Below are 13,818 nucleotides of genomic sequence, written 5' to 3' on the forward strand. Positions count from 1 at the left end.
CCGCCAGGCACAGTATCAACGAATGATGGACGCAAATCACGTAACAATACCTGACGAAGCGAAAAAGGCTCTGACCGTTTTGCAGGAAAGTCTGGGGCAATCTTTGCAGGCCGTGTATCTGCACGGCTCCGCCGTAAATGGCGGACTTCGCCCCAATAGCGATGTCGATCTGCTGGTGGTCAGCAACCAGCCTCTCACATTGGAAACCGGCGCGCGTCTCGTCGACAAGCTCATGCAGATATCAGGTCGGCATCCGGCCAAACCCGGCACGCCCAGATGTCTGGAAGTGATGATTTTTCTCGAGCAGGATCTCGCCGCACTCAGCTATCCCGCGCGTTGTGCATTCATCTATGGAGAATGGTTGCGCGACGAGTTCGAGGCCGGAACCGTGCCGCAACCGCACACTGATCCGGAATACACATTGGTGCTCGCGCAAGCCGGTCAGGAGGCCATAAGCCTCTTCGGCCCTGCACGGGAACACCTTCTGCCACCGGTGCCGCTTGACGATGTGCGACGGGCAATTGCTGAGGCCTTGCCCGGCCTGCTTGGCAATCTTCAGGGTGACGAGCGCAATGTGCTGCTGACGCTTGCGCGCATGTGGTACACTCTCGAAACTGGAAATTTTACCCCGAAAGATGCAGCTGCCACATGGGCCCTGTCGCTGGTTTCATCCGAAACCGCCTCTGCCCTTGCGCTTGGGCAGGCGGCCTATCGTGGTGCAGTTTTTGACGACTGGCAGAACCACCCCAAGCTTGCCCGACGAGCGGCGGATGAACTGGCGCATCATGTGCGGTCGCTTCTCTGAAAATCGTCAAGCTGCGGCCTCGTCCTACTTTTTCTGCCGTTTGGGCACGGGAAGACTGTCCGGAATATCGGAATGCAGGAAGTGCAGAAGCGTGTCCTGAACCGATGAGAGCCGGTGCGCGCAATCGCGCCAGCCGAAGGGAATATCCTTTGGCATGGGAGGAATCCGGCTTGGCTCCTGCCCTTCCTCAAGCTCGCAATTGGCAATGACCACCTGCAAGGCTTCCATCAACCACGGCGGCGGCGGCGCCTCTTTCTTTCGCAGCGCATTGCCCAGCGCCTCACCGAACAGCAGTGCCGAAGCGTAAAGACGGATGCCGCGCCGGTCGTATCGGCCCGCCATTTCCGTAACCTCACGCGCCACCAGCCGCCCGCGCAGCGACCAGCGCGCATTGCTGCGCGCCAGCGCAATGCCGTCGCCCAATGCGATCACCGCCCGGTGCGCGGATGTAAACTGATTGATCGCGCTTTGTGCCCGCACGGGGTCCTGTTTTTCGAGCGCGACAGCCGATTGCTTGAGCCCGTTTGCGAGACGGTCGAGCAAGCCGCGAACAGCCCTGTCGATCAGAAGTACCGGGCTTGGCGTCATCAATATCTGGCTGAACAGCAGACCCACTCCGGCACCGACCAGAACGTCGATCAACCGCGTCACACCCGCAACCTGCGGCCCCATGGCGAGAACCAGAATCGCCGAAACGCCCGACTGGATGGCAATTGCCGGAGCCATGCCGAAGGAGGTTGCCAGAACCATGGCGACGAAGGTCACTATGCTTGTGTGGAAGACCGGAACCGTTTCCGGCAAGAGCAGCGAAAGTTCGCCCACCAGAACACCGGTCGTGACGCCGACCATCACCCCTATCGCCTGCTTGCCATGGTTGGGCAGGTTCGGCGCCAGACAAATCACAGCCGTGACCATGGCAAAGACGGGTTTTGGCTGCCCCAGAGCCAGTTGGCAGATCAACCATGCAACACCGCCTGCAAAGGAAGCGATCAGGGAATCGCGCCAGCTCGCAGACCATTGCTGGACAACCTTATTTGCGCGCTGCCGCATCGATTTCTCCATCAGCTTATCGGCAGCTATCTATGGCAACGTTTTCCCGCCTCAAGGCTTGAAGAAGTTTTCGTACTGGTCCGGCTTGAAACCAACCGTCAGTTTCCCGCCTTTGTCGAGCACCGGACGCTTGACCATGGAAGGCTGCGCCAGCATCAGTGCCCGCGCCTTGGCGGCATCGATGGTCTGGCGGTCTTCCTCGGGAAGTTTGCGAAACGTGGTTCCGGCCCGGTTGAGCAATTGTTCCCATGGAATATCTTTCAGGAAACGGTCCAGCGTTTCACCGTCGAGCCCTTCCTTCTTGTAATCGTGAAACGCATAGTCGATGCCCTGGTCTTCAAGCCAGGTGCGTGCCTTCTTCATGGTGTCGCAGTTCTTGATACCGTAGATGGTCACGCTCATATCCGACTCCTTTGATCGCTTTGCCGCGATCAAAGGCCATCGAAACGCCGGTTTCAACCTCTATCTGGAATCGTGAAAGATTATGCCCAGCGTATGCCGCTGGCCGGAACGGATACGGCTGACACCGTGCCGCATCTTGACGCGATAATCGCCGCGTGTGCCTTGCATCGGGCGATCATTGACCGCGAAAACCACACCATCGCCTTGCCGGAGCGGCACGACTTCCGCCCGGCTCTGCATCCGGGGGCGCTGTTCGGTCAAAACGAATTCCCCGCCCGTAAAATCCTTCTCCGGCTCGGAAAGCAAAATCGCCACCTGCAAGGGAAATGCAATATCGCCGTAAATATCCTGATGCAGGCAATTATAGTCACCCTCGACATATTGCAGGATGAGCGGTGTCGGACGGGTCTGCCCTGCTGCGTGGCACCGATCCAGAAACTCGTCATGGGTCGGGGGAAAGCGGACATCCGAACCCAGTCTCTCACTCCATCGATTGGCGATGGGCGCAAGCTGCGGATAGAGCTTCTGGCGCAGATTCCAAATTAAGGCAGGAATGGGATTTGCGTAATATTTGTATTCTCCGCGCCCAAAACCGTGTTTTCGCATCGAAATAACGGTTCGAAATGCGGCCAAATTGTAGTAACCGGCGGCTAATTCATGGCAGTCGTGTGGCGAAATTATGTTTTTGAGGATTGTGGCGCCGAACTCATCCAGTTCGGCACCAATTTTTTGCCAGTCATAGGCGGCGATATTTTCCCCCTGCGCGGGTTCATTTCTGTTCATGCCTGGCTCTCCCGCTTCAGGAGATCGCGCTTGCGTTCGACACCCCAGCGATAGCCGGAGATGCCACCATCGTTGCGCACGACCCGATGACATGGAACCGCGACAGCGATCTTGTTGGCCGCGCAGGCCTGTGCCACCGCCCGCACCGATTTCGGTGCGCCGATGCGTTCGGCAATTTCAGTGTAACTCACTGTTTTTCCGACCGGAATTTCGCGCAAAGCCTGCCAGACACGTTGCTGAAAAGCGGTTCCCTGCAGATCAAGCGGCAGGTCGAGACCGATGCGCGGCGCTTCGACAAAACCAACCACTTCGGCCACCATGTCCTCGAACTCACGGTCCGCGCCGATCAGATTGGCCTGCGGAAACCGCTTTTCCAGATCGCGGATCAGTTCTTCCGGGTCGTCACCCATCCAGATGGCGCAAACGCCCTTGTCGCTTGCAGCCACCAGCACGGCGCCGAGTGTCGACTGGCCGATGGCAAAACGAATATCCGCGTTCTTGCCACCCTGCTTGTAAGCCTTTGGAGTCATTCCTAAAATCCCGTCCGAAGCCTCATAAAAGCGGCTGCTGGAATTGTAACCAGCATCATAGATCGCGTCGGTAACGCGTATTTCCGGGGCATCGAGCGCCTCCCGCATCTTCTTCGCCCGATGCGCATCGGCATAGGCTTTCGGGGTCAGCCCTGTGAACTCCTTGAATACACGATGAAAATGGGCCGGGCTCGCCTTTACGGAAGCCGCTATTTCTTCAAGAGAAGGCACCTCTTCCGCCGTCTCAATGAAGCGGCAGGCGCTCGCGACCATGTCGGCATAACGGTTACTGTTCTGCGTCGCCAATGTCTCGGAGAGATGCGGCTTGCAGCGCATGCATGGCCGGAAGCCGGCGCGTTCTGCATCCTCGCAACCGTCGAAAAATTGTACATTTTCGCGTTTTCCACGCCGCGACGGGCATGATGGACGACAATAGACGCCTGTGGTGCGCACCGCATAGACAAATGCACCGTCCGACGCCTTGTCGCGGTCGAGCACCTTCTGCCAGCGATTTTCATCAGGGTCGTGGGTCTTCATGGTCATAAGGTTCATGTCCGTATTCCTTCAATATGAGCATGAAGGAAGGCTAATGCCACCGCCTCGAAGCTACACTCCGCTGCTTGCTTTCAAATTCAGAACAATGTCGCTGCACAGTCTGTTCACAAATAAGGATCATGCAAGCTCCCAGCTTTTATACCATGATATGAAAGGTAAACAGGGAGAAGACCATGACGACAATCGGCTTCATCATCGATGGCAAGGAAACTGCATCCGCATCGGGCAAGACGTTCGAGCGTAAGGACCCGGTCACCGGAAAAGTCGCTACCACCGCGCCTGCGGCCAACCTCGCCGATGTCGATGCGGTCGCAAAATCTGCTGCGAAAGCCTTTGAAAGCTGGTCCGAAACCGGGCCGAACGAACGTCGTTCGCTTCTGAACAAGGCGGCTGACCTGATGGAAAGCCGGGCCGATGAATTTACCCGTCTCATGCTCGAAGAGACCGGTGCAACCGCCCCATGGTCGGGCTTCAACGTTCATCTTGGCGCTGGCGTGCTGCGCGAAGCCGCAGCGCTCACCACACAGATCACCGGCGAGATCATCCCTTCCGACAAGCCCGGCATCGTTTCCATGGCCGTGCGCCAGCCGGTTGGTGTGGTACTTGGCATGGCACCATGGAATGCACCCATCATTCTCGGCGTGCGCGCTATTGCAGCAGCACTTGCCTGTGGCAACACGGTCATCTTGCGTTCGTCCGAATCCTGCCCCGGCGTTCATCACCTGATCGTCAGGACGCTCAACGATGCAGGCTTTCCGGCGGGCGTGGTCAATGTCATCTCCAACGCGCCAGAGGACGCGCCGGAAATCGTCGCGGCCCTTGTTGCCCATCCGTCCATCCGCCGTATCAATTTCACCGGCTCCACCCATGTTGGCAAAATCATTGCCAAACAGGCCGCAGAACATCTGAAGCCGGTGCTGCTGGAACTGGGCGGCAAGGCGCCCTTCATCGTGCTGGAAGATGCCGATCTCGATCAGGCAGTCGATGCTGCGGCTTTTGGCGCTTTCATGAATCAGGGCCAGATCTGCATGTCTACGGAGCGCTTCATCGTGCATGAGAAAGTGGCTGACGCCTTTGCGGAAAAGCTTGCCGCCAAGGCAAAATCCCTGCCTGCCGGTGATCCGCGTGGCAATGTCGTGCTCGGTTCGCTGGTCGATCTCAAATCAGCCGAGCGCATGGATGCACTCATCAAGGATGCGGTGGCGAAAGGCGGCAAGGTTCTGGCAGGTGGCAAGCGCGAAGGTTCGATCGTCGAAGCGACGATCATCGATCACGTGACGCCGGATATGGATATCTATACGCAGGAATCCTTCGGACCGGTGAAACCTATCATCCGCGTCAAGGATGCCGACGAGGCAATCCGCGTGGCAAACGACACCGAATATGGCCTCTCATCTGCGATCTTCAGTCAGGATGTAAAACGGGCATTGGCGCTTTCGAAAAAGCTCGAAACCGGCATCTGTCACATCAACGGCCCGACGGTTGCCGACGAAGCGCAAATGCCTTTCGGCGGCGTGAAGTCTTCCGGTTATGGCCGTTTCGGCGGAAAGGCCGTCATCAATGAGTTTACCGATCTGCGCTGGATCACCATCGAAGGCCCGCAGCATTATCCGTTTTGAATCAGAAAGGGCGGAGCTTTATTAGCTCCGCCCTTTCGTCAATCGTGTCAGTTCAAGACTTTCGCGCATCCTTGATCGCTTCGATCAGTTCCGGCTCCTTCATGACGCCGCCATAAAGCTTGGTACCGATAACGAAGGAAGGCGTGCCGCCGAAATTGAAGGCTTCGCCCTGATCCATATTGCGTTCAAGAATGGCATTGATGCGCTTTGAATCGGCTTTATAGGCTGCGTTGAGCTTTGCCGGATCGAGCCCGCCCTTCTTCAGTGCCGCATCCACCTGTTCCGGCGTGAGACGACCCGGCGTTGCCATCAACGCTTCCATGGCCTTCACATAGTTGCCGGACTTTTCCGCAGCCAGAACGAGACGTGCGGCATAAGCCGACGTGTCTCCGAAGATGATCCAGTCCTTCATAACAAGGCGAACATTGCCGTCATTCTTGACCACGCGCATCAGCTCGCCATGCCCCTTCTTGCAATAGGGGCATTGGTAGTCGAAATATTCCACGATGGTCACATTGCCGTTCGGGTTGCCCAGAACCGGAATTTCCTTGTCGTAAAGCACTTCCGCAACCGTCGGCACACGCTGCGCAAGGCTCTCGCCGCCTGAAATCGCAATCGTTGCGGCACCGGCTGCCGTTGCGGCCAGTATCTGACGACGGTTCATCATGAGCTTGCTCCTTTACCCGACTGGGATTTATCCAACACGACGACACGCGCACCGGCGGTGGCGCGTTTGTAGAGATCGAGGATGTCCTGATTGTAGAGACGGATGCAGCCGGATGACGCGGCCTTGCCGACGGACCAGGGCTCGTTGGTGCCGTGAATGCGGTAAAGCGTGTCCTTGCCATCGCGATAAAGATAGAGCGCGCGGGCACCGAGCGGATTGCGGATGCCGCCCTCAAGGCCAGTGGCGTATTTTGCGTAATGCTCCGGATTGCGCTTGATCATATTGGCTGTCGGCGTCCAGCGTGGCCACTGCGACTTGTAGGCGACCTTGGCATCACCTGAGAAAGTCAGTCCGGCGCGACCGACCCCCACCGAATAGCGGATCGCCTTGCCGCCCGGCTGCACGAGATAGAGATAGCGCGCGTAGGGATCGACCACGATGGTCCCGACCGGTTCGGTCGTGACATAATCGACTTCCCGGCGCAGGTTACGATCCGCAATCTTGTTGAGATCGAGTGCCGGAATGAGATTGCCGCGATCGTTCACCGCGCCATACATGGTCTCAAATTCGCTTTTGGCCGTTTGCACTTCTGGCGCCGGTTCAACTGCAACAGGTTCCGGTGTGAAGGCCACAGGCTGCGGCATGGTGACGGCAATCGGTCGATCTGCAGATGCAGTCGTGCATGCTGCGGCAACAAAAGGCAGACAGGCCACAAGCACGATCCGCATCAGGGATGCCCGCGCACCCCGCTTTTCATCAGATACAGTCAATTTCAAAGCCCCCGGCCGTTTCAATACATTGATCATTGTTTCCGGCCGTCGCTCACAAGGCTGACCGAACGTTCGATAGAGGTGGTTGTCACATCGCCCACCAATCTGGTCCCCTCCGTTTCCTTGCTGATGCGATTGAAGAAGATCATCGTCGGCGGCCCCGCCACACCAAGCTTTGCCATCAGATCGGCATTGCCACTGGTGAGTTGCGAAATATCCGCCTTGATGAGCTGATAGCCATCCAGTGCCTTCTTCACGCTTGCATCGGGCAAAACCCGACGCTCCACGGTGGAACAGCTTACGCACCAGTCCGCCGTGAAATAGATAAGCGTCGGCTTGTCGCCGCGCGCCTTGCCAAGTTTCTCCTGAAGGGAAGAAACAGTCTCGACCGGCGCAAATTGCAGCGCGGCCAGATTGTGGTTGCCACCACGGTTACCGAATGCGGCCAGCGGTTGCAACGGGTCTTTTCCGCCCGAAGCCACGCCAAGCATCAAAATGACACCGTAAACGAACGCTGCCGTGCCGATTGTGCGCGCGACAACGCTGCGCCCCGGAATTTTGAGAAAGGCGAAACTTGCAGCCCCGAAAAGCAGGAGCGCCCACAGCACCATGTCCACGCCGGGCGGCAGAAGCGGAGCGGCCATGAAGATTGCGGTCGCCAGAAAACCGAAGCCGAAAATCTGCTTCACCGTTTCCATCCATGCGCCCGCACGCGGAAATGTACCCGCGCCAAGCGTGGCGAACGCAATAAGGGGCAGTCCCTTGCCGATGCCGAGCGCAAAGAGTGCGGAAGCGCCGAGTGCGACATTGGCCGTCTGCGCGATATAGAGCAGCGCGCCTGCAAGCGGTGCTGTCACACATGGGCCGACAATCAGCACGGACGAGAAGCCGAGAATGGCCGCCGACCGTTTGGAACCTGTCCGATGCTGGCCATGGGGGCCAGTCCGCGAGGAAATCGCGCTGACCCATGAATTTGGAAGCTGGATCTGGAACAGGCCGAACATGGAGAGCGCCAGAAGCGTGAATATTCCGGCCAGTACGAGCGCGGTCCATTTCGATTGCAGCACCATCTGCAGGTTCTGTCCCGACCAGCCTGCAATTGCGCCCACCACGGCAAAACCCAGTGCCAGACTGACGACATAGACGGCTGAAAGCACAAAGCCGCGCTTTGCCGTCAGCTTTTCACCTTCGCGTGCCAGCGTTCCGGCAAGGATGGGATAGATCGGAAAAACGCAAGGTGTGAAAGCAAGCAGAACACCGAAAGCCAGAAATGCCGCGATCACCAGCCCGGTGCCGCCCTGATCGAGCAGTCCCTCGACCATGCCCTTTTCGGGCGCCAGGGCGAACGCCGTATTCTGCGGCGCGGGTTGCGATACGGCCGGTGCAAATGCCGATGCCTGCGTCAGCGCCTTGGCCTTCTGCCCCATTTCGCTCGATATGGCGAGCGTGACGGGATCGATGGTCCTCGTTTCAGGACGGTAGCAGATACCGTCTTCCTGACAGCCCTGATAGGTCAATTCCAGCGGCTGTGCATCCGCTTTCACGCTTGCTGTGGCATGGGTGTAATAGACTTCAAGCTGCCCGAAATTCGGGTCGTCCTTGGGCTGTCCGGGTTGTGTGTCGACGACAAGCGCTTTCCCCTGCCCGTCCTTCGCTTCTATGTGATCGCGATAAAGATAATAACCGTCCGCAATCTGCCAGTTGAGCACAAGACGGCCATCCGTATCCTTCAGCACGCTCAGTCGGAACGCCTGATCGACCGGCAGCGGGTTTGCTGCCGATGCCGGGCCGAGCGCGAGAAACAAACTGATGAATAAGCTGGCAAGGCTCGCAAAGAAACGCATTACGATTTTCCGTATAAATTCGATTCGGACAAATTGATCATGTTGCAAAAGGCGAATGTCCCCGCCACCTTAAGGCAGCCTTAAGCTGACGCGGTGAAAAGCCCGCGTGCTTCTAATTGTCAATAAAGGCGGAAACAGGAAAACTCATGCGCATACTCGTGGTTGAAGACGACACGATCCTCCTCGACGGACTGACCGTAGGGTTGGGGCTTGCCGGTTTCACCGTGGATGCCGTTTCCAATTGCGGCGATGCGGAAGCAGCCCTTGCCGCCCAGAATTACAACGCCGTGGTGCTCGATCTGATGCTGCCTGATGGCTCGGGCCTCGATATTCTTAAAACGATGCGGCGCGGTCGCGACGAGACACCGGTTCTCCTGCTGACCGCCCGCGATCAGGTGCCCGAGCGTATTGCTGGCCTTGATGCGGGCGCCGACGATTATGTCGGCAAGCCCTTCGATCTGCATGAGCTTGCAGCCCGCGTGCGTGCCGTCGCCCGACGTGGTGCCGGACGTGCAAATGCCCTGCTTGAATGGCGCGGCGTCGAACTCGACCCGGCGGAGATGTCGGTGCGTTTCCATGGCAAACCCGTCAGGCTGACGCGACGCGAATTCTCGATCCTGCGCGCCCTCATGGAACGGCCGACCGCTACCTTCTCCAAATCCTCGCTGGAAGAAGCGCTTTATGGCTGGCAGGAAGAAGTGGAAAGCAATGCGGTGGAAGTTCATATCCACCACCTGCGCTCGAAACTCGGTTCCGATTATATCGAAACGGTGCGCGGTGTCGGCTATCGTCTGGCGGGGGCAAACGCATGAATTCCATTCGCAGCCGCCTGACCGGCATTCTGATCGGCGTCACCTGTCTTGTCTGGCTTTTCGCGGTGGTGTGGATTCACATCAGCACCCAGTCGCAGCTTGAAAAAGTGCTCGATGCGCGCCTGATGGAGGCCGCGCGCATGGTCAATTCGCTTTTGACCGAGCATCGTGTGGAGGTTGGGCCGGAAGGCGACGGCGGGCAATTGTCGCTGAAGCCGATGCCGGATTTTCCACTCTACGACCGACAGCTCTTCTGCCAGATATGGGCGCTCGACGGCAAATTGGTCGGACGTTCCGAAAGCGCGCCCGGTGTGCGGCTTACCAATGTTGCGAACGGTTTCTCCGATACGGAAGTCGCTGGCGACCGCTGGCGTGTCTTCGCTGTCGAAAATACCCAGCTTGGCCTGCGTGTCATGGTTGGTGACAGCCTGAGCGTTCGCGAGAGGCTGGTACAAAATGTCGTAACGGGTCTTGTGCTGCCAGCCTTGCTGATGCTGCCCGTTCTGGCGCTGATGATCTGGCTGTGCGTGCGGCGTGGTCTCAATCCGCTGAGCCGTCTTGCTTCCGTGCTTTCCAAACGGCGTGCGGAGGATTTGCGCCCGCTTCCCGAACAGAACCTGCCAAAGGAAATCGCGCCCGCTGTCACCGCACTGAACGGACTTTTCCATCGTGTCGAGGACGCACGCGAGCGTGAGCGCAACTTTGCAATCTTCGCTGCGCATGAACTGAAGACGCCGCTCGCCGGACTGAAGACGCAAGCGCAGATTGCCGAAGGTGCAACAGACGAAACGATGCGTGCCAATGCGGTGCGCCAGATTGCGGCAGGCGTCGACCGTACCAGCCGCCTCGTCAACCAGCTTCTCGATCTCGCGGCGCTCGAAACCAGCGACGAAATGGAAACACCAGCATACGAACCGGCTTGCCAGCTTCTGGTTGCGGTCTCCACCGACATGCGGATGCTTGCGGCCCAGCGTGGGGTTTCCATCGAACTGCCAGAAACCATGCCTCTGGTGCAATTGCCCTTTCCGCATCTTTTCACGCTTGCCGCGCGCAATCTGATCGAAAATGCCGTCAATCATTCACCCAGGGATGGCACCGTGCGCTGCCGGATCGAGGCCGAAGCGGGCAAGCTCAGGCTCACCGTCGAGGATAACGGGCCGGGCATTCCCGAAAGCGAAATGCCGCGCGTGACCGAGCGGTTCTTCCGCGGCGCACATCGCAACGAAACCGGCAGCGGCCTCGGCCTTGCAATCGTGAAAACGGCGACAGAACGGATGGGCGGCGAACTGCAGTTGCACAACCGCCCGCAAGGGGGATTAAGTGCGTCGATTGTCGTGCCTGGCACGATTATCGGATGATATAACACGCAGCCCACAAGCTTACCGTCAGCGCATCTGCCGACTTCTATATTTGGCAATTGAAAGTCATTTGCAATATTCTATTGAATGGTCGCTCTCGCCCCTATTTTTCGGGCTTTTGGTAGCTGTCTTTGATTTAGATCAATGACACCCACCTCCAAAGCGCTGATAGGAAACCTATCGCTATTGCTGTCTCATCCGAGACGGCTCTTGTTATGCGCTCTGCGAGGGGATTTCATGAACTACGCCGCTGGAACAGTCCTTTCCGGTCTGGGGGCACTTTTTGCCGTGCTTCTGGCCGGTTTCTCCCATGACGAGCTGTTCAGAACCCATATGTGGATTCTGTTCGCTACACTGGCCATCTTCACCATTCTTCTGATGCGAAATGCCGATTACGGCCTGACGCCGAAAAAGGTCGACCAGTCCACCTATATGGACGGCCCGATCCGCTACGGTGTCATCGCAACGGTTTTCTGGGGTGTGACCGGCTTTCTGGTCGGTGTGGTTATCGCCGCGCAGCTCGCCTTTCCCGATCTCAATCTGGAACCCTATCTGAACTTCGGTCGCCTGCGTCCGCTGCACACTTCTGCGGTTGTTTTTGCGTTTGGCGGCAACATTCTGATCGCGTCGTCGTTTTATGTCGTGCAGCGCACCTGCCGCGCCCGTCTCATCGGCGGCGACCTCGCATGGTTCGTGTTCTGGGGCTATCAGCTCTTCATCGTCATGGCTGCAACCGGCTATCTGCTCGGCATCACGCAGAGCCGAGAATATGCCGAACCGGAATGGTATGTCGACATCTGGCTCACCATCGTCTGGGTCGCCTATCTGGTGGTCTTCCTCGGCACGATCCTGAAGCGCAAGGAGCCGCATATCTATGTGGCGAACTGGTTCTACCTGTCGTTCATCATTACCATCGCCATGTTGCATATCATCAACAATCTGGCGATCCCGGTCTCCTTTCTCGGCGTGAAGAGCTATTCTGCTTTCTCCGGCGTTCAGGATGCGGTGACGCAGTGGTGGTATGGCCATAACGCCGTCGCCTTCTTCCTGACTGTGCCATTCCTGGCCATGATGTACTATTTCGTGCCGAAGCAGGCAGAGCGTCCGGTCTATTCCTACCGCCTGTCGATTGTGCACTTCTGGTCGATCATCTTCCTCTATATCTGGGCTGGTCCGCACCATCTGCATTACACCGCTGTTCCCGATTGGGCACAGACGCTCGGCATGGTGTTCTCGATCATGCTCTGGATGCCTTCATGGGGTGGCATGATCAACGGTCTGATGACGCTTTCGGGCGCATGGGACAAGGTTCGCACCGATCCGATCATCCGCCTGATGGTTGCAGCTATCGCCTTCTACGGCATGGCGACCTTCGAAGGCCCGATGCTGTCGATCAAGGCCGTCAACTCGCTGTCGCACTATACGGACTGGACCATCGGTCACGTTCATGCGGGCGCGCTTGGCTGGAACGGCATGATCTCGTTTGCCGCCGTCTATTACCTCGCACCGAAGCTGTGGAACCGCCAGCGGCTCTATTCGATCCGCATGGTCAACTGGCACTTCTGGCTGGCGACACTCGGCATCGTTCTCTATGCGGCCGCCATGTGGGTTGCCGGTATTCAGCAGGGTCTGATGTGGCGCGAATACGACGATCAGGGCTTCCTCGTCTATTCCTTCGCGGAAACCGTGCTCGCCATGTTCCCATACTACGTCATCCGTACGCTTGGCGGTGTCTTCTACCTCGCCGGTGGCTTCGTGATGGCCTGGAACGTCTATCAGACCATTCGCGGCAACCTGCGCAACGAAGCCCCGATGGGCGGCACCCGGACCGTTACCGGTGCAACCATGCAGCCTGCCGAATAAGGAGCGTGTGATTTATGTCGATACTAAAGAACCACTCCAAGCTGGAGAAAAACGCAACGCTGCTGCTGATCGCATCGCTCGCCGTGGTCACGGTCGGCGGCATCGTTGAAATCGCACCGCTCTTCTATCTCGAAAACACCATCGAGAAAGTGGAGGGCATGCGCCCCTACTCGCCGCTGGAGCTTGCGGGCCGTGACGTCTACGTGCGTGAAGGCTGCTACCTTTGCCACAGCCAGATGATCCGTCCGTTCCGCGATGAAGTGGAACGCTACGGCCATTACAGTCTGGCTGCGGAATCCATGTACGATCATTCGTTCCAGTGGGGTTCGAAGCGCACGGGGCCTGACCTTGCGCGCGTCGGTGGTCGCTATTCGAACGAGTGGCACGTGCAACACCTTATCCGCCCGCGCGACGTGGTGCCGGAATCGGTCATGCCAAGCTATGCCTTCCTGAAGGATCGTCCGCTGGATGCTTCCAACATCGCAGGCAATCTGAAAGCCAATGTGGCAGTCGGTGTGCCTTACACGCAGGAAATGATCGACAGCGCGCTTGACGATCTGAAGGCACAGGCTACGCCCGATGCTGATACATCCGGCGTCGAGGCACGCTATCCCAAGGCCAAGCTCGGCGACTTCGACGGCAATCCGCAGATGGTCTCGGAAATGGATGCACTCATCGCCTATCTCCAGATGCTCGGCACCCTCGTTGACTTCTCGACCTACGATCAGTCCCCCAAGGCGAGATAAAGCGGAGATTTAGC

General features: G+C 57.9%; 13 protein-coding genes. 6 read left to right on the forward strand and 7 right to left on the reverse strand.

All coding sequences use genetic code 11. The features are described 5' to 3' along the window. Positions 1–25: 25 nt before the first annotated feature. Positions 26–805 carry an aminoglycoside nucleotidyltransferase ANT(9)-Ic gene (ant(9)-Ic, locus tag FIB18_RS07465; RefSeq protein WP_140020363.1) on the forward strand — a complete coding sequence of 260 codons (780 nt, stop codon included), beginning with the start codon at positions 26–28 and terminating at the stop codon, positions 803–805. Between the two features lie 24 nt (positions 806–829). Here the strand turns inward: ant(9)-Ic and FIB18_RS07470 are convergent, their stop codons facing one another. From FIB18_RS07470 to ada, 4 genes are read right to left on the reverse strand one after another with little or no spacing between them, the layout of a single operon-like run. Then, on the reverse strand, positions 830–1,855 hold the full coding sequence (locus FIB18_RS07470) for an FUSC family protein (RefSeq protein WP_140020096.1): 1,026 nt from the start codon (positions 1,853–1,855) through the stop codon (positions 830–832). A gap of 51 nt (positions 1,856–1,906) precedes the next feature. Further along, positions 1,907–2,257, reverse strand: coding sequence for an ArsC family reductase (locus FIB18_RS07475; RefSeq protein WP_140020097.1), 351 nt, complete (start codon positions 2,255–2,257; stop codon positions 1,907–1,909). A 60-nt stretch (positions 2,258–2,317) separates the two neighbouring features. After that, complete coding sequence (locus FIB18_RS07480) at positions 2,318–3,040, reverse strand: 2OG-Fe(II) oxygenase (RefSeq protein WP_140020098.1); 723 nt, start codon at positions 3,038–3,040, stop codon at positions 2,318–2,320. Further along, the gene (ada, locus tag FIB18_RS07485) at positions 3,037–4,122 is read right to left on the reverse strand and encodes a bifunctional DNA-binding transcriptional regulator/O6-methylguanine-DNA methyltransferase Ada (protein ID WP_140020099.1); all 1,086 of its coding nucleotides are present in this window, start codon (positions 4,120–4,122) and stop codon (positions 3,037–3,039) included. The genes FIB18_RS07480 and ada overlap by 4 nt, the downstream gene beginning before the upstream one ends. A 176-nt stretch (positions 4,123–4,298) precedes the next feature. On the opposite strand from ada, the gene FIB18_RS07490 reads away from it, so the two are divergent. Further along, positions 4,299–5,744: an aldehyde dehydrogenase gene (locus FIB18_RS07490; RefSeq protein WP_140020100.1), complete on the forward strand. Its 1,446-nt coding sequence runs from the start codon at positions 4,299–4,301 to the stop codon at positions 5,742–5,744. 52 nt (positions 5,745–5,796) lie between these two features. On the opposite strand, the gene FIB18_RS07495 is transcribed toward FIB18_RS07490, so the two are convergent. The 3 genes from FIB18_RS07495 to dsbD form a co-directional block, all read right to left on the reverse strand. Next, on the reverse strand, positions 5,797–6,411 hold the full coding sequence (locus tag FIB18_RS07495; protein ID WP_061345058.1) for a DsbA family protein: 615 nt from the start codon (positions 6,409–6,411) through the stop codon (positions 5,797–5,799). Beyond that, positions 6,408–7,139 carry a L,D-transpeptidase gene (locus tag FIB18_RS07500; protein WP_168436622.1) on the reverse strand — a complete coding sequence of 244 codons (732 nt, stop codon included), beginning with the start codon at positions 7,137–7,139 and terminating at the stop codon, positions 6,408–6,410. The genes FIB18_RS07495 and FIB18_RS07500 overlap by 4 nt, the downstream gene beginning before the upstream one ends. A 74-nt stretch (positions 7,140–7,213) precedes the next feature. After that, positions 7,214–9,025: a protein-disulfide reductase DsbD gene (dsbD, locus tag FIB18_RS07505; protein ID WP_140020101.1), complete on the reverse strand. Its 1,812-nt coding sequence runs from the start codon at positions 9,023–9,025 to the stop codon at positions 7,214–7,216. Between the two features lie 146 nt (positions 9,026–9,171). On the opposite strand from dsbD, the gene FIB18_RS07510 reads away from it, so the two are divergent. The 4 genes from FIB18_RS07510 (at position 9,172) to ccoO (ending at position 13,804) form a co-directional block, all read left to right on the forward strand. After that, a complete protein-coding gene (locus tag FIB18_RS07510; protein ID WP_140020102.1) occupies positions 9,172–9,837 on the forward strand; it encodes a response regulator in 666 nt (221 codons plus the stop codon). Further along, complete coding sequence (locus tag FIB18_RS07515; protein ID WP_140020103.1) at positions 9,834–11,195, forward strand: ATP-binding protein; 1,362 nt, start codon at positions 9,834–9,836, stop codon at positions 11,193–11,195. Before FIB18_RS07510 ends, FIB18_RS07515 begins: the two co-directional genes overlap by 4 nt. A 237-nt stretch (positions 11,196–11,432) precedes the next feature. Beyond that, positions 11,433–13,058 (forward strand): cytochrome-c oxidase, cbb3-type subunit I, encoded by a 1,626-nt coding sequence (ccoN, locus tag FIB18_RS07520; protein WP_140020104.1) that lies wholly within the window; start codon positions 11,433–11,435, stop codon positions 13,056–13,058. Between the two features lie 14 nt (positions 13,059–13,072). Next, positions 13,073–13,804 carry a cytochrome-c oxidase, cbb3-type subunit II gene (ccoO, locus tag FIB18_RS07525; protein ID WP_140020105.1) on the forward strand — a complete coding sequence of 244 codons (732 nt, stop codon included), beginning with the start codon at positions 13,073–13,075 and terminating at the stop codon, positions 13,802–13,804. Positions 13,805–13,818 lie beyond the last annotated feature (14 nt).

This window comes from Brucella pecoris (assembly GCF_006376675.1).
GTDB classification, from domain to species: Bacteria; Pseudomonadota; Alphaproteobacteria; order Rhizobiales; family Rhizobiaceae; genus Brucella; species Brucella pecoris.

Bases quoted from the DNA above. Each gene is read 5' to 3' on its own strand.
- FIB18_RS07500 (WP_168436622.1), bottom strand. From the start codon at position 7,139: ATGCGGATCGTGCTTGTGGCCTGTCTGCCTTTTGTTGCCGCAGCATGC.
- ccoO (WP_140020105.1), top strand. From the start codon at position 13,073: ATGTCGATACTAAAGAACCACTCCAAGCTGGAGAAAAACGCAACGCTG.
- FIB18_RS07495 (WP_061345058.1), bottom strand. From the start codon at position 6,411: ATGATGAACCGTCGTCAGATACTGGCCGCAACGGCAGCCGGTGCCGCA.
- FIB18_RS07475 (WP_140020097.1), bottom strand. From the start codon at position 2,257: ATGAGCGTGACCATCTACGGTATCAAGAACTGCGACACCATGAAGAAG.
- dsbD (WP_140020101.1), bottom strand. From the start codon at position 9,025: ATGCGTTTCTTTGCGAGCCTTGCCAGCTTATTCATCAGTTTGTTTCTC.
- ccoN (WP_140020104.1), top strand. From the start codon at position 11,433: ATGAACTACGCCGCTGGAACAGTCCTTTCCGGTCTGGGGGCACTTTTT.
- FIB18_RS07470 (WP_140020096.1), bottom strand. From the start codon at position 1,855: ATGCGGCAGCGCGCAAATAAGGTTGTCCAGCAATGGTCTGCGAGCTGG.
- FIB18_RS07510 (WP_140020102.1), top strand. From the start codon at position 9,172: ATGCGCATACTCGTGGTTGAAGACGACACGATCCTCCTCGACGGACTG.
- ada (WP_140020099.1), bottom strand. From the start codon at position 4,122: ATGAACCTTATGACCATGAAGACCCACGACCCTGATGAAAATCGCTGG.
- FIB18_RS07515 (WP_140020103.1), top strand. From the start codon at position 9,834: ATGAATTCCATTCGCAGCCGCCTGACCGGCATTCTGATCGGCGTCACC.
- FIB18_RS07490 (WP_140020100.1), top strand. From the start codon at position 4,299: ATGACGACAATCGGCTTCATCATCGATGGCAAGGAAACTGCATCCGCA.
- FIB18_RS07480 (WP_140020098.1), bottom strand. From the start codon at position 3,040: ATGAACAGAAATGAACCCGCGCAGGGGGAAAATATCGCCGCCTATGAC.